Source organism: Luteimonas sp. Soil_N_1 (genome assembly GCF_057656255.1).
The window spans coordinates 1,355,400-1,372,731 of record NZ_JBDGKS010000001.1; the positions used below are offsets into that span (position 1 = coordinate 1,355,400).

General features: G+C 69.0%; 16 protein-coding genes. 9 read left to right on the forward strand and 7 right to left on the reverse strand.

From position 1 onward, the window contains the following. Positions 1-149: 149 nt before the first annotated feature. The 3 genes from AC3A4E_RS06255 to AC3A4E_RS06265 form a co-directional block, all read right to left on the reverse strand. Positions 150-671 carry a hypothetical protein gene (locus tag AC3A4E_RS06255; protein WP_487630661.1) on the reverse strand — a complete coding sequence of 174 codons (522 nt, stop codon included), beginning with the start codon at positions 669-671 and terminating at the stop codon, positions 150-152. Between the two features lie 68 nt (positions 672-739). Then, positions 740-1,246, reverse strand: a complete 507-nt coding sequence (gene greB / locus AC3A4E_RS06260; RefSeq protein ID WP_487630662.1) for a transcription elongation factor GreB — start codon at positions 1,244-1,246, stop codon at positions 740-742. Positions 1,247-1,253: 7 nt separating this feature from the next. Next, a complete protein-coding gene (locus AC3A4E_RS06265; RefSeq protein WP_487630663.1) occupies positions 1,254-2,753 on the reverse strand; it encodes a helicase HerA-like domain-containing protein in 1,500 nt (499 codons plus the stop codon). 127 nt (positions 2,754-2,880) lie between these two features. Here AC3A4E_RS06265 and AC3A4E_RS06270 point away from each other — a divergent pair, with 127 nt between their 5' ends. Continuing rightward, positions 2,881-4,413, forward strand: a complete 1,533-nt coding sequence (locus tag AC3A4E_RS06270) for a transglycosylase SLT domain-containing protein (protein WP_487630664.1) — start codon at positions 2,881-2,883, stop codon at positions 4,411-4,413. A 60-nt stretch (positions 4,414-4,473) separates the two neighbouring features. Here the strand turns inward: AC3A4E_RS06270 and asd are convergent, their stop codons facing one another. Next, positions 4,474-5,322, reverse strand: coding sequence for an archaetidylserine decarboxylase (gene asd, locus AC3A4E_RS06275; protein WP_487630665.1), 849 nt, complete (start codon positions 5,320-5,322; stop codon positions 4,474-4,476). Next, a complete protein-coding gene (locus tag AC3A4E_RS06280; RefSeq protein WP_487630666.1) occupies positions 5,319-5,984 on the reverse strand; it encodes an SCO family protein in 666 nt (221 codons plus the stop codon). Before AC3A4E_RS06280 ends, asd begins: the two co-directional genes overlap by 4 nt. 111 nt (positions 5,985-6,095) lie before the next feature. Here AC3A4E_RS06280 and prmB point away from each other — a divergent pair, with 111 nt between their 5' ends. The 6 genes from prmB (at position 6,096) to truA (ending at position 13,354) form a co-directional block, all read left to right on the forward strand. Beyond that, the gene (gene prmB, locus AC3A4E_RS06285) at positions 6,096-7,064 is read left to right on the forward strand and encodes a 50S ribosomal protein L3 N(5)-glutamine methyltransferase (RefSeq protein WP_487630667.1); all 969 of its coding nucleotides are present in this window, start codon (positions 6,096-6,098) and stop codon (positions 7,062-7,064) included. 205 nt (positions 7,065-7,269) lie between these two features. Continuing rightward, positions 7,270-8,388, forward strand: a complete 1,119-nt coding sequence (aroC, locus tag AC3A4E_RS06290; protein WP_487630668.1) for a chorismate synthase — start codon at positions 7,270-7,272, stop codon at positions 8,386-8,388. Continuing rightward, positions 8,381-9,406, forward strand: coding sequence for a 2-hydroxyacid dehydrogenase (locus AC3A4E_RS06295; protein WP_487630669.1), 1,026 nt, complete (start codon positions 8,381-8,383; stop codon positions 9,404-9,406). The genes aroC and AC3A4E_RS06295 overlap by 8 nt, the downstream gene beginning before the upstream one ends. 91 nt (positions 9,407-9,497) lie before the next feature. Continuing rightward, a complete protein-coding gene (locus AC3A4E_RS06300; RefSeq protein WP_487630670.1) occupies positions 9,498-10,526 on the forward strand; it encodes an aspartate-semialdehyde dehydrogenase in 1,029 nt (342 codons plus the stop codon). A 186-nt stretch (positions 10,527-10,712) separates the two neighbouring features. After that, a complete protein-coding gene (locus AC3A4E_RS06305; protein WP_487630671.1) occupies positions 10,713-12,560 on the forward strand; it encodes a FimV/HubP family polar landmark protein in 1,848 nt (615 codons plus the stop codon). Between the two features lie 8 nt (positions 12,561-12,568). Then, a complete protein-coding gene (truA, locus tag AC3A4E_RS06310; protein ID WP_487630672.1) occupies positions 12,569-13,354 on the forward strand; it encodes a tRNA pseudouridine(38-40) synthase TruA in 786 nt (261 codons plus the stop codon). A gap of 32 nt (positions 13,355-13,386) precedes the next feature. Here truA and AC3A4E_RS06315 read toward each other — a convergent pair whose 3' ends face one another. Beyond that, positions 13,387-14,157, reverse strand: coding sequence for an outer membrane protein (locus AC3A4E_RS06315; protein ID WP_487630673.1), 771 nt, complete (start codon positions 14,155-14,157; stop codon positions 13,387-13,389). A 294-nt stretch (positions 14,158-14,451) separates the two neighbouring features. Between AC3A4E_RS06315 and AC3A4E_RS06320 the strand changes: the two genes are divergently transcribed. Then, positions 14,452-15,078 carry a phosphoribosylanthranilate isomerase gene (locus tag AC3A4E_RS06320; RefSeq protein WP_487630674.1) on the forward strand — a complete coding sequence of 209 codons (627 nt, stop codon included), beginning with the start codon at positions 14,452-14,454 and terminating at the stop codon, positions 15,076-15,078. A gap of 53 nt (positions 15,079-15,131) precedes the next feature. Here the strand turns inward: AC3A4E_RS06320 and AC3A4E_RS06325 are convergent, their stop codons facing one another. Then, positions 15,132-16,016 carry a LysR family transcriptional regulator gene (locus AC3A4E_RS06325; RefSeq protein WP_487630675.1) on the reverse strand — a complete coding sequence of 295 codons (885 nt, stop codon included), beginning with the start codon at positions 16,014-16,016 and terminating at the stop codon, positions 15,132-15,134. A 94-nt stretch (positions 16,017-16,110) separates the two neighbouring features. Here AC3A4E_RS06325 and trpB point away from each other — a divergent pair, with 94 nt between their 5' ends. Then, positions 16,111-17,328 (forward strand): tryptophan synthase subunit beta, encoded by a 1,218-nt coding sequence (trpB, locus tag AC3A4E_RS06330; protein WP_487630676.1) that lies wholly within the window; start codon positions 16,111-16,113, stop codon positions 17,326-17,328. The last annotated feature ends 4 nt before the right edge of the window (positions 17,329-17,332 follow it).

Consider the following 17,332-nt stretch of genomic DNA (forward strand, 5'->3'; position numbering starts at 1 on the left):
GCGACGTGGCTGGGTGAGGGATTACCGGCCGTCATTCTAGAAGATCGGAATCCACGCGCGGCTGAAGCGCGGTTGCCGGTGCGTGGCTGGGTGCGATGGCGTATCGACGCCGCGCTTCGTCTGCAGGCCTGTGCGCCTGCGGTGCCGGATCAGTAGGTCGCCTCGACCGCATCCACGTAATCCCAGGTCGCCACCTCGATCGCGTCGATCGCGGCGATCGCCCAGGGCAGCAGGCGCCGGCCTTCGTCGCCGCCGTCGTCGCGCATCGTGCCCGCGGCGTTGTAGTCGACCAGGGCCTGCCATGCCGGAAGACGCGCATCGACGGTGTCGCGCAGCCGGCGTAGCGCGGCGTCGGCCACGGGCGCCGAACCGGGCGTGGAGAGGGTGGCGCTGGCCCGTGAGTGAAAGTCGGCCCCGAAGTGATGGGTATCGGTACGGGCGCGCCAGAACGCGCCGAACCGGAAGCGTTCGTCGTCGGCCGCCATCGGTCCACGCGGGACACCCGGCGGGGTCCGGTCGATCAGGAAGCGTCGCAGGCGGTGCGCGAGATCCGCGTGCGCCAGCGTCCTCGCGTCGGATGCCGGGCTCGCCGCGTTGTCTTGTGAGGGCGCCGGCGTCGATGCGTCTCGCGTACATGCGGATAGAGCGAGCGACGCGAGCGGCAGCAGCAATGCGGTCAGAACGCGTGCGGCGAAGCGGGCGTTCGAGCGCCGTCGCGGCGCAGGGCAACCAGACGCACTCACGCCGCGCGATAGTCCACGGCGAGCACCGCGAAGCGCACCAGACCGCTCGGCAGCTGCGCCTCGAACTCGTCATCGACACGCTTCTTCAGCATCGCGCGCGCCAACGGCGAATCGATGCTGATCCAGCCGGCCTTCGCATCAGTCTCGTCGGGCCCGACGATGCGGTACTGCGCGAGTTCGCCGCTGTCGGTGTCTTCCAGCTCGACATGCGCGCCGAAGAACACGGCGTCGGGATCGCTGGGCGCCGCATCGATCACGCGCAGTGATTCCAGCCGCTTCGACAGATAGCGCACGCGCCGGTCGATCTCGCCGAGCTGCTTCTTGCGATAGGTGTATTCCGCGTTCTCCGACCGGTCGCCTTCCGCGGCGGCGGCCGACAACGCCCGCACGACCTCGGGCCGGCGCACGCGCCACAGATCGTCGAGCTCGGCCTTCAGGCGCGCGTGGCCTTCTGGCGTGATCAGTGCCGTGCTCTTCTCGGCGGGTGGGCGCCAGCGGCTCATCGATCGCTCACTTCAGCCGGATCCCGCCGAGCAGATTGCGCACGATGCGGTTGGTGATCGTGCGCACTGCCTGCTTGCCGGCGCTCTGCACGGCGCCCTGACGGCGCTTGGTGCCGAACAGGAATTCATTGATCGAGCGGCCCACGCCACCTTCGCCCGCGTCGGCCTCGGCTTCGCGCGCGGTCTTGGCGGGCGGTGCCTTGGCCTGCGCGGTCGCATCTTCGGCGCGCTTTGCGAGCAGTTCGGCGGCGGACTCGCGGTTGATCGCCGTGTCGTACTTGCCGCCGACCGGGCTGTTCGCACGCACCTGCGCGCGCTCTTCCGGGGTGATCGCGCCCATGCGGCAGCGTGGCGGGGCGATCAGGGTGCGCTCGACCGGCATCGGCACGCCTTTGTCCTGCAGCGTGGAGACCAGCGCTTCGCCAGTGCCGAGCTGCGAGATCGCGCTGGCGACATCGAGTGCCGGGTTGGGCACGAAGGTCTGGGCGGCGGTGCGCATCGCCTTCTGGTCGCGCGGGGTGAACGCACGCAGCGCGTGCTGCACGCGATTGCCCAGCTGGCCGAGCACGTTGTCGGGCACGTCGTCGGGAAACTGCGAGCAGAAATACACGCCTACGCCCTTGGAGCGGATCAGGCGCACCACCTGTTCGATGCGCTGCTGCAGCGCGGCCGGCGCATCGTTGAACAGCAGATGCGCCTCGTCGAAGATGAAAACGAGCTTCGGTTTGTCCAGATCTCCGACTTCAGGCAGCGTCTCGAACAGCTCCGACAGCAGCCACAGCAGGAAGCTCGAATACAGTCGCGGGCGCAGGATCAGCTGGTCGGCGGCGAGAATGCCGATGACGCCGCGACCATCGGTGGACGTGCGCATCAGATCGTTGAGTTCCAGCGCCGGCTCGCCGAAGAAATGATCGCCGCCGTCCTGTTCCAGCCGCAGCAGCGAGCGCTGGATCGCAGCCACCGACTGCGGGCTGACCAGGCCGTACTGTGTGGAAATGTCCTTTCGCTCGTCGGTCACCACGCCCAGCAAAGCGCGCAGGTCTGCGAGATCGAGCAGCAGCAGGCCGCGGTCGTCGGCGAGTTTGAACACGATGTCGAGCACGCCCGACTGGGTGTCGTTGAGTTCGAGGATGCGCGACAGCAGCAACGGGCCGACTTCGCTGACCGTCGTGCGCACCGGATGGCCGAGCTTGCCGTAGAGATCCCAGAACACCACCGGGCTCGCGGCCGGCGCCCAGTCGGCGACTCCGATGTCTGCTGCGCGTGCGAGCAGCTTGTCATTCGATGTGCCCGCGACCGCCAGTCCGGCGACATCGCCTTTGACGTCGGCCATGAACACCGGCACGCCGATGCGCGAGAAGCCTTCGGCCAGCGTCATCAGGGTGACGGTCTTGCCGGTGCCGGTCGCGCCGGCGACCAGGCCGTGGCGGTTGCCGAGCTTGGGCAGCAGGTGGACGGGCCCGGCCTCGGGGGTGGTGACGGCCTTGCCGAGCAGGATCGGGTCCATCGCGCGCGCGCTCCATGTGGTGGATGCCGCGATTCTAGCGACTGCGTCGCGGTTCGCGCTGCATGCCTTGCCGCGTCGTGACGGGCGGGGCTACCCTGCGGGCCCTGTCTGCTGGACCCCCGTCACGATGCGAGATTCCGTTTCCACGACGCTGCGCCTGGGCGCCCTCGCGCTGGCGCTCGCGCTGGCCGGCACGGCCACCGATGCGAACGCGCAGTCGCGCCGCGACCGCGAGGCCGGCGAGGCGCTCAACCAGCGCATGCTCGATGCCGAAGCCCGCTACCGGCAGGCACTGGTGCAGATCGCCAACGACGATCCGGCAGGCATGACGGCCAGCAATGCGGCGCTGGAGGACATGGAAGACGTGATGCTGGCCTGCGAGAAGCAGCGCGGCTGCAGCGTTCCGCAGCTGCTGACGACCTACAAGCGCCTGCTCAAGTCCGATGCCGACGCCCAGGCCGGGCAGGGGCCGGAGGATGCTGACGTCGATGGCCTCGAAGGCACGCTGCCCACCGCGGACGTGCCGGCCGCCGCCAGCGCGTCGGCGCTGCTGGCCGAGGACGAGCGCTTCAAGCGCATGGTCCAGCTCAATCCCGCCGTGCAGGCCTCGATCCGCCGCTGGCTCACCGACATGCGCGTGTCGCTGATGACCAGCCACGAGAACTACCAGTACATGCAGCACCTGATGTCGCCGGCGTTCAAGCGCAGCGGGCTGCCGGAGGCGTTGCTGTTCGGCATCCTGGCCAAGGAGTCCAACGGGCGCGTCCATTCGCGTTCGCGTGCCGGTGCCGCCGGACCGCTGCAGTTCATGCCGGCGACCGGTCGTCGCTTCGGTCTTGGCCCCGACGGCACCGGATTCGACACGCGTTACGACCCGCGCCTGTCGGCCGATGCGGCCGCGGTCTATCTCAACGAGCGCTTCGCCCAGCACGGCAACGAGATCGAGTACTGGCTTGCCGGCTACAACGGCGGTGAGGGTCGCGCGCTGCGCGTCTACCGCGAGGCGGCTGGCCGCAGTTTCTGGGATCCGGACGTCTACAACCAGTTCCCGGCCGAGACCAAGGACTACGTACCGATGGTGATCGCCGCGGCGTGGCTGTACCTGCATCCGCAGGAATACGGCCTGACGTTCCCGAAGATCGACACGCGCCCGGCGACCTTCACCCTCGAGCGCCCGGCCTCTATCTACGAGCTGACGATCTGCCTGGGCAATGGCAATACCCGCGACGGCTACATGCGCGCGCTGCGCAATCTCAACCCGAGTTACGAGGCCGAGAGCCTGCTGCCGGCCGGTACCACGCTGGCCGGCACCACGCGCATGGCGAGCCTGTACCGGCGCTGGTGCGTGCGCGGCGAGCGCGCCGATCTGGCAGCCGAACTGGTCAACAGCGATCCGCGCGCAGCGATCGTGCGCACGGGTGCGATCGAAGTGCTGTCCACCGAAGGTGACGTGACACCTGCGGTGCAGACGCCGCCGCCGGCCGCGCCAGCGCCCGCGCCGGCCCGCACGCATCGTGTCGCTCGCGGCGAGACGCTCGGCAGCATCGCCCAGCGTTACGGCTGTGATGTACCGGTGCTGGCGCGGGCGAACGGCTTGCGTGCCCCCGCGTATGCAGTCCGGCAGGGGCAGTCGCTGCAGCTGGAAGGCTGCACGCGCTGACGGCAGCGCGCCGATAGGCAGACCTGCAGGCACCTGTGCCTGCAGGTTTGGGATGCAGCTTCAGGCGCCGGTGCGCACCGCCAGCCGCTGCCCCAGCCGCACGGGCGATTCGGCGTGCAGCGACGGATCCAGATCCGCCACACCCTTCGGCAACAGCACGATCACCGTCGAGCCGTAGTTGAAGCGTGCCATCTCTTCGAAGCGCTGCAGGGTGATGCCCTGGCCGCGCCAGTCCTTGCGCTGGATGCGGTCGCCATAGGCGGGAATTTCCTCGCCGCTCCAGACCGTCTCCACGCCCGAGACCAGCAGCGCGCCGACCATGACCTGCACCATCGGACCGAAGTCGGTGTCGAAGTGGCAGACCAGACGCTCGTTGCGGGCGAACAGGCGCGGCACCTTCGAAACCGCCGCGGTGCCGACGCTGAAAAGCCGGCCGGGGACGTGCACGGTTTCGCGCAGCGTGCCGGTCCATGGCATGTGCACGCGGTGGTAGTCGCGCGGCGACAGGTAGACCGTCGCGAAGCTGCCATCGAGATACGGCGCGGCGTCGGCTGCGTCGCCAAGCAGCTCGGCGACGGTGAACGACTGCCCCTTGGCCTGGAAGATACGGCCCGCTTCGATCGGGCCGCACTGGCTGATATGGCCGTCGGCCGGCATCACCAGTGCACGCGGATCGGGATCGGCGACGCGTGCGCCCTCGCGCAGGGCGCGGGTGAAGAACGCATTGAAGCTGGCGTAGGACTCGGGATCGGAGTTCGCCGCTTCCGACAGGTCGACGCCGAACTTGCGCACCACGGTGTCGATCAGCCAGCGGCGCGTGCCGGGGTTCTGCGAATACGCCAGACGGCGTGCCAGCGACGACAGATAGCGGTGCGGCAGGGCGTAGGTCAGCGAGGTGACGAGGCTCATGGGCGGTGCTCGGCCGTCAGGCGCAGCAGATCGGCGGCCACGGCCTCGGGGCGCGGGGTCTCGGCGTTGAGCACGCTGCCCGAGACCACGCCGGCCATGCGGCCCTGCGGATCGAGCACGGCCAGCGAGGCGCTGTGATCGACGGTGTAGGCGCCGTCGGGCGCGTCGCGGTCCAGCGGCACCTTGGCGAACACCATCGACAGCGAACGCGCGAAGCGCTCCAGCGACGGGATGTCGGCGGTCGCGGCCAGCGTGTCGCGATGGAAGGCATGCGCGTAGTCGCCGAGGCGCTCGGGCGTGTCGCGCTCGGGATCGACGGAGACGAACAGCACGCGCGGGCGCGTCGCTTCGGGCAGCGCTTCCCACTGGCGCTGGGCCTGGGCGAGGTGGGTCAGCGTCATCGGGCAGACGTCGGGGCAGTGGGTGAAGCCGATGAACACCAGTGTCCAGTGACCGGCGAGCTCGCCCGGCAGCAACTGCGTGCCATCGGATTGCTGGAGCGCGAAATCGGGCAGATCGCGCGGCGCGGGATACAGCTGCACGACCTCCAGCTGCGGCGTGGCGGCGCTGCTGCTCGAGGCGAAATACTTCTGCGCGACCAGCAGGCCGAGCCCGCCGGCGAGCGCAACGCAGAGGATGATGAGGGTGGTCCTGTTGAACATCGCGAAGTCCGGTTCGAGCGCCGGGCATGATAACCGGCACGCCGTCGGGGGCCGCGGCAGGCCGGTGACCTATAATCCGCGGCCATCAAGCCGTCCCGAGCTCCGCGCGCCATGACCGAAGAACTGCAGACGATCGTCGACCTGATCCGTTACGGCGCCAGCCGCTTCAACGCCGCCGGCCTGACCTTCGGTCACAGCTACGACAACGCGATCGACGAGGCCACCCAGCTGACCCTGCACGCGCTGCACCTGCCGCACGACCTGAGCCCGGTCTATGGCCAGTCGCGGGTCACGCTGTCGGAGAAGGAAGACGTGCTGGGCCTGTTCCTGCGCCGCATCGAAGAGCGCGTGCCGGCGGCATACCTGACCGGCGAGGCCTGGTTCGCCGGGCTGAGCTTCAAGTCCGACGCGCGTGCGCTGGTGCCGCGTTCGCCGATCGCCGAACTGATCCTCGCCGGCTTCGAGCCCTGGCTCGGCGGCCGCGAAGTGCGCCGCGCGCTGGACCTGTGCACCGGCTCGGGCTGCATCGCGATCGCGATGGCGCACCACAACCCGGACTGGCACGTCGACGGCATCGATCTCAGCGACGAGGCCCTGACGCTCGCCGCCGAGAACGAAAAGCGGCTCGAAGTGCCCAATACGCGCTTCCTCAAATCCGACCTGTTCGACGGCCTGCAGGGCGAGCACTACGACCTGATCGTCACCAATCCGCCCTACGTCACCAACGACGAGACCGACGCGCTGCCACGCGAGTACGCCTATGAGCCCGAGATGGGCCTGCGCGCAGGCGACGACGGCCTGGACCTCGTGCTGAAGATCCTGCGCGACGCCCCGCTGCACTTGACCGAAGACGGCTTGCTGATCTGCGAGGTCGGCGAATCCGAGCAGCACCTGATCAAGCTGCTGCCGGAACTGCCGCTGTTCTGGATCGAATTCCAGGTCGGCCAGATGGGCGTGTTCGTGGTCGAGCGCCACGATCTGGTCACGCACAGTGCGCGCATCACGCAGCTGGCGGCGACGCGCGAAGCTGCGCACGCGCCGGCGGCCGCGACCGGCCGCAGCGGAACGGACCTGTTCTGAGCAAGGTCCGCTGACGCGAGTGCCCCGGTTGCGGAACGATCCGGGGCGACGCGGATGTGCCGGAGGCGAGAGCGGCCCTTTCGCGCGGCGCAGGGCGCTGGCCGTTCCAACGGTTCGTCCGGAAACCATGCGTCCACGCGCGGCCCCGGCGCGTTAAGCTTGCCGGCCCGCGTTTTCGTGCCGCGTCGCTCCGACGCCCCGTCCCATGTCCAGCAACAGCTTCGGCCAACTGTTCACCGTCACGACCTTCGGCGAAAGCCACGGGCCGGCGATCGGCTGCGTGGTCGATGGCTGTCCGCCGGGCATCGCGTTGACGGTCGAGGATTTCGCCCACGACCTGGCGCGGCGCGCGACCGGCAAGACCCGGCACACCTCGGCGCGGCGCGAGGCCGACGCGGTCGAGATCCTCAGTGGCGTTTATGAAGGTGTGACCACCGGGACGCCGATCGCGCTGCTGATCCGCAACACCGACGCGCGCAGCAAGGACTACGGCAACATCGCGCAGCAGTTCCGGCCCGGGCATGCCGATTACGCCTACTGGCAGAAGTACGGCATCCGCGATCCGCGCGGTGGCGGCCGCTCGTCGGCGCGCGAAACCACGATGCGCGTCGCCGCGGCGGTGATCGCCAAGAAGTGGCTGGCCGAGCGTTTCGGCGTGCGCGTGCACGGCTATCTGTCGCAGCTCGGCGAGATCGTGCCGGCGCAGTTCGACAGCGCCGCGATCGACTGGGACGTCGTCGAATCGAATCCGTTCTTCTGGCCCGATGCCGCGCAGGTGCCTGAGCTCGAAACGTATATGGACGCGCTGCGCAAGTCCGGCGATTCCGTCGGCGCGCGCGTGACTGCCGTGGCGGACGGCGTGCCGCCGGGCTGGGGCGAGCCGATCTACGGCAAGCTCGACGGCGATCTGGCCGCGGCGATGATGTCGATCAATGCGGTCAAGGGCGTCGAGATCGGCGCCGGCTTCGCATCGATTCCGCAGAAGGGCAGTGAACACCGCGACCTGATGACGCCGCAGGGCTTCGCCTCCAATCACGCTGGCGGCGTGCTCGGCGGCATCAGCACGGGCCAGCAGATCGTGGTGTCGACGGCGTTCAAGCCGACGTCCAGCCTGCGGCTGCCGGCCGATGGCCTGGATACCGACGGCAACACGGTCGAAGTGATCACCACCGGGCGGCACGACCCGTGCGTGGGCATCCGCGCGACGCCGATCTGCGAAGCGATGCTGGCGCTGGTGCTGATGGACCAGGCGTTGCGCCATCGCGCGCAGTGCGGTGATGTCGGCACGGTGACGCCGCGGATTCCGGGACGCATCGATGACTGAGTCGCGGCCGAAGGTCTGGGTGTCGCAGCCCTTGTTCGACGACATCGTCGAGCGGCTGCACGCCCATTTCGACGTAGTGCAGGTGCCGGACGTCAGCGAACACGACGCTGCTGCAATCGCCGCCGCATTGCGCGAGGTCGACGGCGCGCTGGTGACGCTCAACGAGCGCATCGGCAGCGACGCGATTGCAGATGCGCCGAAGCTGCGCGCGATCGCCAACGTTGGCGTCGGCTACAACAATCTCGACGTGCCGGCGCTGCATGCGCGCGACATCGTCGCGACCAACACGCCCGACGTGCTGACCGAGACCACGGCCGATTTCGGCTTCGCGCTGATGATGGCCGCAGCACGCCGCGTCACCGAGGCCGAGCGCCATCTGCGCGCCGGCAAGTGGCAGGGCTGGAACTTCAAGGGTCTGCTCGGCGCCGATCTGCACGGCAGCACGCTGAGCATTCTCGGCATGGGCCGGATCGGGCAGGGCATTGCGAAGCGTGCGTCCGGCTTCGACATGCGTGTGATCTATCACAACCGCAGCCGCCTGCCGGCCGATGTCGAGCGCGAATTCAAGGCGTCGTATGTCGATTTCGACGCGCTGTTCGCGCAGGCCGATCACCTGGTGCTCGTGCTGCCGTACTCGGCCGCCAGCCACCACATCGTCGACGCCGCCGCACTGGCGAAGATGCAGCCCACCGCGACGCTGACCAACATCGCGCGTGGCGGTATCGTCGACGAAGCTGCGCTTGCCGATGCGCTGGCAAGTGGCCGTCTGGCCTCGGCCGCGCTGGACGTGTTCGAAGGCGAGCCCGCGGTCGATCCGCGCCTGCTCGCGCTCGACAACATCGTGCTGACCCCGCACATCGCCAGCGGCAGCCTCGCCACGCGTCGCGCGATGGTGACGCTCGCAGTCGACAACCTGATTGCCGCGCTCGGCGCGGGTCCGGATGCCGGCCATCCGCCGAGTGTGATTGCGCCGGCGAAACAGGACGATACCAACGCGAAACGTCCGGGAACCGCCTGAGCATCAGGGCGGGCGGTTCCCCGAAGCCCCAGCTGTGCAGCGCCCGCGCGCCACGCGCGACCCACGTCCAGATCTTTTCGAGAAGTTGTCCATGTCCAGTTCCCAGAACCGCCGTTTCCGCGTTGCCGTCGTTGGTGCCACCGGCGCCGTCGGCGAGACCATGCTGTCGATCCTCGCCGAGCGCGATTTCCCCGTCTCCGAACTCGTGCCGCTCGCCAGCGAGCGCTCGGCCGGCACCACTGTGAAGTTCGGCGACGACGACATCGTCGTGCAGGATCTCGCCACCTTCGATCCCGCCGGCATCGACATCGCCCTGTTCTCCGCGGGTGGCGACACCAGCAAGGAGTACGCGCCGAAGTTCGCCGCAGCTGGCGCCGTCGTCATCGACAACAGCTCGGCGTTCCGCTACGACGACGACGTGCCGCTGGTGATCAGCGAGGTCAATCCGGAAGCGGCCCGCCAGCGTCCGCGCGGCATCATCGCCAACCCCAACTGCTCGACGATGCAGATGCTGGTCGCGCTCGCACCGCTGCATCGCAAGGCGGGCATCGTGCGCATCAACGTGTCGACCTACCAGTCGGTGTCGGGCGCAGGCCGTTCGGCGATGGAAGAACTCGGCCGCCAGACCGGCGACCTGCTGAACTTCCGCAGCATCGATCCGCAGAAGTTTCCGGTGCAGATCGCGTTCAACCTGATCCCGCAGATCGACGCCTTCCTCGAGAACGGCTTCACCAAGGAAGAGATGAAGCTGGTCTGGGAGACGCACAAGATCCTCGGCGACGACAGCATTCTGGTGAACCCCACCGCGGTGCGCGTGCCGGTGTTCTACGGCCATTCGGAATCCGTCGCCGTCGAACTGCGCGAGCGCATCACCGTTGACGAAGCGCGCGCGATTCTCGCGACCGCGCCGGGCGTGGAAGTCGTCGACGAGCGCGTGAGCGGTGGCTGGCCGACGCCGGTCACGCACGCCTCGGGCCGCGACCCGGTGTTCGTCGGCCGTATCCGCGAGGATCTCTCGCACCCGAACGGCCTCAACCTGTGGATCGTCGCCGACAACATCCGCAAGGGCGCTGCGCTCAACGCGGTGCAGGTCGCCGAACTGGTCGCCGCCGAAGGCTGATCGCGCGCCACGATGCGTCGCAGCCACGGCTGCGGCGCGTTGCGTGGATACTGGAGTGATGCGGCGGACGCGTCGCGCGTTGCGGAGCGGGAGTCCGCGCCGCTACAGTCGCCGGATGAATCCGGAGCATCGGCAGCAGGCCCGGCAATGCCGGGTGGGGCAAGCCGCAAGAACCAGGGGATGTTCGTGTCGCGCACCTTGAAGCGTCTGTTGCTGGCCGGCGGCCTGTTGGCCCTGGCCGGGCCCGTGCTCGCGCTGGGACTGGGCCGCATCGAGGTCCGTTCGCAGCAGGGCCAACCGCTGCTGGCCGAGATTCCGGTCGTCTCCAGCGATCCGGCCGAGCTGCGTCAGCTGCAGGCGCGCCTCGCATCGCCCGAAACCTTCGCGCGCATCGGCCTCGAGCCGCCGCGCGGCGTGGTGTCCGATCTGCAGTTCAATGTCGCGCTCGACCGGAGCGGCCGGCCGGTGATCCGTGTCACCAGCGCCGCACCGGTGACGCAGGAAGCGCTGACGTTCCTGGTCGAAGTCGACTGGGGGCAGGGCCGTCTGGTCCGCGAGTACTCTGCGCTGGTCGCCGTGCCCGATACCGTGGCCGCGCCCGCGCAGGCGACGATCCAGGCGCCCGTGGCCGCGCCCGCACCGAGCATCGTGCGTCCGCCGGTCACGCCTGCGCCCGTGCAGGCACCGCCCGCACCGCCGCCGCAGCAGGCTGCCGCGCCCGTCGAGCCGGCACCTGCCAACAATTCGATCGCGACGACACCGCCTCCGCCGACTCCGACGCCTGCACCTGCACCGACACCCGCACCTGCGGCGCGTCCTGCCGCTGCAGCCGTCACGCCGGGCGATGCGCTGCCTGCGGTGCGCGCCGGACAGACGCTGTCGTCGATCGCCGCGCCGCTCGCCGACGAAGCCGGCATCAGCGTCAACCAGGCGATGTTGTTGCTGCTGCGCACGAACCCGGACGCCTTCATCGGCGGCAACCTCAACCTGATCCGTCAGGGCGCGGTGCTGCGGGTGCCGGCGCGTGATGCCTGGACCCGGTTCAGCGCCGCCGAAGCCAATGCCGTAGTGCGCGAGCAGGTGGGCCAGTGGCGTGAGATGCGCCGTCCCGCGCCGCAGCCCGCAGACTCCGTGGCCGAGGCGACGCCGACGACGGCGGCCACCACGCCGCCGGCCGCTGCCCCGCGCACCGCCGATGCACGACTCGAAATCACACCGCCCGCCAGCGACAGCCAGCCGGCGGGCACCCAATCCGGCATCGCTGCCGGCGCTGGAGGCGACATGCTGCGTCAGGAACTGCAACAGGCCAACGAGACCGTCGCTGCGCGCACCGCGGAAATCGACGAACTCAAGGCCCGCCTCGACGATCTCGAACAGCTGCAGCAGCAACAGCAGCAGCTGATCCAGCTCAAGGACGCCGAACTCGCCGCCGCGCAGCAGCGCATGGAAGCGAGCAACCAGCAGCCGACCAGCGTGGCTGCGCCGATGCCGTGGCTGTGGTTGGGTGTGTCGATCCTCATCGTCGCGGCGCTCGCATTCCTGCTCGGCCGTCGTGGCCGCACGCAGACCACGAAGCGTCCGTTCGACAGTGCCGCGCTGGCGGCCGGTCTGCCGACGGCGACCGTCGAACCGGCGGCGCCTGTCGTGACCGTGCCGGAACCGGCGACGCCGCCTGCATTCGTACGTGAACCGCCAGCGCCTGGCGTCGAGCCGGCACCGGTCGTCGCGCCGCCCGTGTCCGGCGGTCCGACCTGGCATGCGCCGCCGGCATCGGCATCGGCATCGGCCGTCGAGCCGATCGAACCCGAGGCCGCGCCGGTGATGGATGTGACCCCGGCGGTCAACGCGCCGGTCGAACTCGACGGCGGCGACGCCGTCGAGACGCCGATCGGTGTGGAGCGCATCGAGCTGGCGCGCGCCTACATCGACCTGGGCGACACCGAGACCGCGCGCAGTCTGCTGCTGGAAGTGGTGGAAGGCGACGATCTGCCGGCCGCCGCGCAGGCCGCGCAGCTGCTGCGCACCCTGGACTGAGACACGCGATGCGGGTCGCGATTGGCGTCGAGTACGACGGTCATGGTTTCCACGGGTGGCAGCGGCTGGGCAAGGCTGCCGAGACCGGTCCCGGATCCGTGCAGGCCGCGCTCGAGAAGGCGCTGTCGCGCGTCGCCGCGCATCCGGTCGTGACGACGTGCGCGGGGCGGACCGATTCCGGCGTGCACGCGCGCTGCCAGGTCGTGCATTTCGATACCGATGCCGTGCGCACGCCGCGCGCGTGGATGCTCGGCACCACCGCGCATCTGCCGCCGGCGGTCTGCGTGCGCTGGGCACAGCCGGTGCCTGACGATTTCAGCGCCCGCTTTTCAGCGCGCGCGCGTCACTACCGCTACCGGCTCATCAACCGACCCGTGCGGCCTGCGTTGCACCGGCAATACCTGTCGTGGGACCTGCGCCCGCTCGATGCCGATGCCATGCACCGCGCCGCGCAGGCGCTGCTGGGCGAACAGGATTTCTCTGCATTCCGCACCGTGCACTGCCAGGCCCCGCATGCGCGTCGTGACCTGCAACGCATCGCGGTGACGCGCGATGGCGACGAGGTCATCGTCGAAGTGCAGGCCAATGCGTTCCTGCACCACATGGTGCGCAACATCGTCGGTTCGCTGCTGGATGTCGGCGCCGGTGAGCAGCCAGAGGGCTGGATCGCGGAACTGCTGGCGGGTCGCGACCGCAGCGTCGCCGGTGCGACTGCACCGGCTGCGGGCCTCGTATTCCTGGGGCCGTTGTATCCGCCGGAGTGGGCACTGCCGGCGGAAGTGACGCTGTCCTGATATCCGGGCGCATGGCGCCCGGAATGCTGGGGTCAAAAGCGGGCTTCGAGGCCGAGCGTTACCAGGTCGGCGCGATTAATGGTGGTTCCATACACCGTGCTGTTCCAGTTGCGATAGACGTAGCTGCTGGCGTACGCGTGATAGGTGTATGCGAGCGTCAGATTGAGGTGGCGATTGAAGTCCACACCGAGGCCGACACCTGCGTAAGCACCGTCCACGATCTCGCTACCGAATCCGGTATCGGTATCGGCGCGCCAGTAGCCGACGCGTGTCATCGCGAACAATGGGCTGCTGCCGAACTGGAAACGCGCGTTTGCACCGAGGCTTGCGTAATCCGCCTTGCCGGTGCGGTAGGTCGTATTACCCTCGGTGAAGATCGTGCTGTCGATGCGGCCGTACACGCCTTCGATACCGACCTGCACGACCGGACCCGCCTGCCAGCGGTAGCCTGCGCTGATGGCCCGGGTGTCCTGGCGGACGTCATCGACAATCCACGCTTGGCCGGCCTGCGCGGCCACGAAGAACGCGCCACGCGTGCCATCGGCGGGCGGAGCGGCGTGTGCACTCTCCGATGCATGCGCGACCAGTGCGCTGGCGGCCGGTGCGTACGTCTGCTGTGCGGGTGCGACGTTTGCAGGTGCAGCGTCGGTGCTGCGCGTGTCGGTCGGCGCCATAGCTGGTGCATCGGACTGCGTACGTTCGCGATATTCGGTCCAGGCGGGCGACAGGCTCTGCGCGTGGACCGGCAATGCCGCCGCCAGTGCAACGAAGAGAAGCGCGCGTGGAATGGATGTGGATGTCATGGAGTTTTCCCCTGTCGTGCAGCCGCAGGCATGCCCGCATCCCTCCGGATGCGGCGCGCGCTGGTGCGCGAACGAGCTGCGTACCGGACGCGCGTCGGACATGACGCGGACCTCGAGATCGGGGCGATCCATCGGATAGAACGAAGGGCGCGGCAGGACAGCGGTCGTGACCGCACATCCCTGTCCACCTGTCGTCGTCCCTGACGGCACCCCCTGCCGGCGGCGCGTAGCGTGTGCATCGCCCGATGCGCTGTCAAGCGCGCGAATGCGCGCGGGCGACGTTAGGCTGTCGCCATGTCACGCACCTCGATCAAGTTCTGCGGCCTGACCCGCGCCGAAGACGTCGCCGAAGCGGTTGCGCTCGGCGTCGACTGCATCGGCCTCGTGTTCGCGGCGCGCAGTACGCGTCGGCTCACGCCGGACGCTGCGCGCGTGTTGCGCGAGGCGGTGCCGGCGTCGATCCGGGTCGTCGCGTTGACGATGGACAATCTGGTCGATGAAGTCGCGGCCATCGTGTCGACCGTGCGGCCGGACATCCTGCAGTTCCATGGCGCCGAGGACGACGCGTTTTGCGCGCGTTTCGGCCTGCCGTACTGGAAGGCGATCGCGATGGGCGGCGATCCGGCTGCGGCGTTGCGCACGCTGGATGCGTGGCCGAACGCCTCGGCATTCCTGTTCGACGGCCATGCGGCGGGCGAGCCCGGCGGCAGTGGCGAACGCTTCGACTGGGCGGCGCTGCCGGCGTCGCTCGATAGACCGTTCTGGCTCGCGGGCGGACTCGATGCAGGCAATGTCGCGCAGGCGATCGACGTGGCGCGCCCGGCGGGCGTTGACGTGTCCAGCGGCATCGAATCCGCACCGGGCATCAAGGATGCAGCGCGGATGCGCGCGTTCGCCGACGCGGTGCGCGGCACGCGCTGATCGTCAGGGCTGTCCGGGTCCGTCGCTCGCGCGTCGACGCGCGGGCATTCAAGTCATGCCAGTTCCTGCCTGAGCCAATCCGCCAGCGCATCGAGTCGCGCATCATCGTCGTCGCGACGCGTCGCCAGGATCCACTGCGCATCGGTTTCGACGAAGCCCCACGGCGCAAGCAGACGACCGGCGGCGAGATCGTCGGCCACCAGCTCCTGCGGCGCGATCGCGACACCGAGGCCAGCGGCCGCGGCTTCGAGCAGGAAGTACAGATGCTCGAAGCCCGTGCCGAGGTCACCGGGCGATGCGGCGCCTTGCAGCGAGGCCCACGTCGGCCACGCCTGCGGACGCGAGGTGGTGTGCAGCAGCGGTTCGCGCAGGAGCGCGTCGGGCGTCAATGCTGCGAGGCGTGTCGCGTCGGCGTGGCGTGCACTGAGCACCGGACCGATCCGCTCCGATGCGAGTGCGCGCACCGTCCACGAGGCCGGCCACGGCGGCGTGCCGATCAGCAGCGCCGCATCGAATCCGTCCAGCGACGCCGGAAACGCGCCTTCGTGCGGCGACAGATGCAGCTTCAGATCGGGCAGGGCATCGGTCAGGTGCGGCAGTCGCGGAATCATCCAGCGGGCAAGCAGGCTGCCCGGGCAACCGAGCACCCGCGCAGGCGACGTGCCCGAGCGACGGATAGCTGCCGCAGCGCCCTGCAAACGCGCGAACGCATCGCCGGCTGCGTCGCGCATGCGCATGCCGGCCGGCGTGAGCCGCAGGCCGCGGCCGGCGCGCACGAACAGCGGCGTGCCGAGCGCGTCTTCGAGCAGGCGTACCTGACGGCTGACCGCACCGTGGGTCACGTGCAGCACTTCGGCCGCGCGGCTCAGACTGCCCAGGCGCGCGGCGGCCTCGAAGGCACGCAAGGCGTTGAGCGGGGGCAGGTCGGTGTCGGTCATGTGAGATTTCCTGACATAAGCGTCAGATCTTATCGATTCTGGACGCAAGACGTGTGCGTTAGAGTGCAGACCAGCCCGCACCGTGCCCGCCCCGATGTCGCAGTCACCGATCACCGATTTCCACGCCTATCCCGATGCCAACGGTCATTTCGGCCGCTATGGCGGGCGCTTTGTCGCCGAAACGCTGATGGGGCCGATCGCCGAGCTTGCGGCGGCATACGACACCGCCAAGGCCGATCCCGCGTTCCAGCAGGCTTTCTACAAGGACCTCGCGCATTATGTCGGCCGGCCGAGCCCGATCTATCACGCCGAACGGCTCAGCGATGCCGTCGGCGGCGCGCGCATCCTGCTCAAGCGCGAGGACCTGAACCACACCGGCGCGCACAAGATCAACAACACCATCGGCCAAGCGCTGCTTGCCAGCCGCATGGGCAAGACCCGGATCATCGCCGAGACCGGCGCCGGCCAGCATGGCGTCGCATCGGCGACCGTGGCCGCGCGGCTGGGCCTGGAATGTGTCGTGTACATGGGCGCGACCGACATCGAGCGGCAGAAGATCAATGTCTACCGCATGCGCCTGCTGGGCGCGGAAGTGGTGCCGGTGACCTCGGGCTCGGCGACGCTCAAGGACGCGCTCAACGAGGCAATGCGCGACTGGGTGACCAACATCGCCGACACCTTCTACATCATCGGCACAGTCGCCGGTCCCGATCCGTATCCGCGCATGGTCCGCGACTTCAACGCCATCGTCGGCCGCGAAGCGCGCGCGCAGATGTTGGCCGAATACGGCCGCCTGCCCGATGCGATCACCGCCTGCGTCGGTGGCGGTAGCAACGCGATCGGCCTGTTCCATGCGTTCCTCAACGATCGCGATGTGCGCATCGTCGGCGCCGAAGCGGCGGGCGACGGCATCGATACCGGGCGCCATGCGGCATCGATCGCCGCCGGTCGTCCGGGCGTGCTGCACGGCAACCGCACCTATGTGATCTGCGACGACGACGGCCAGATCACCGAAACCCATTCGGTCTCCGCCGGCCTCGACTACCCGGGCGTCGGACCCGAGCATTCCTTCCTCGCCGACGCCGGGCGCGCGCAGTACGTCGGCATCACCGACGACGAAGCCCTGGCCGCCTTCCACCAGCTCGCGAAGACCGAAGGCATCCTCGCCGCGCTCGAATCCAGCCACGCGATTGCACAGGCGATCAAGCTCGCGCGCGAGCTGCCGAAGGACGCGATCGTGCTGGCGAACCTGTCCGGCCGCGGCGACAAGGACGTGCACACGATCGCGCAGCGGGAGGGCTTCGTGTTGTGAGGTT